This is a genomic window from Pseudomonas alkylphenolica, from assembly GCF_004025535.1.
Classification (GTDB): Bacteria; Pseudomonadota; Gammaproteobacteria; order Pseudomonadales; family Pseudomonadaceae; genus Aquipseudomonas; species Aquipseudomonas alkylphenolica_A.
In genome coordinates this window covers 1-224 of record NZ_QJRG01000013.1, presented here as the reverse complement: position 1 = coordinate 224, position 224 = coordinate 1, and the positions used below count along the sequence as shown (strand labels likewise).

Sequence of the window (224 nt, the reverse complement as noted above, 5' to 3'; positions counted from 1 at the left end):
GCCTTGAGCTCCCTGAAGGGCCGTCGAAGACTACGACGTTGATAGGTTGGGTGTGTAAGCGCTGTGAGGCGTTGAGCTAACCAATACTAATTGCCCGTGAGGCTTGACCATATAACACCCAAGCAATTTGCGTCGAAATGACCAGATTGCGGTGTTGTGAAGACGAAACGAACCGAAAGTTTGCAACTCACAATCATCACATACCCGATTCGCTGGAGTGTCTA

General features: G+C 49.6%; 1 rRNA gene. It reads left to right on the top strand.

From position 1 onward, the window contains the following. A 23S ribosomal RNA gene (locus DM813_RS00025) occupies positions 1–111 on the top strand; the annotation flags it as partial. Positions 112–224 lie beyond the last annotated feature (113 nt).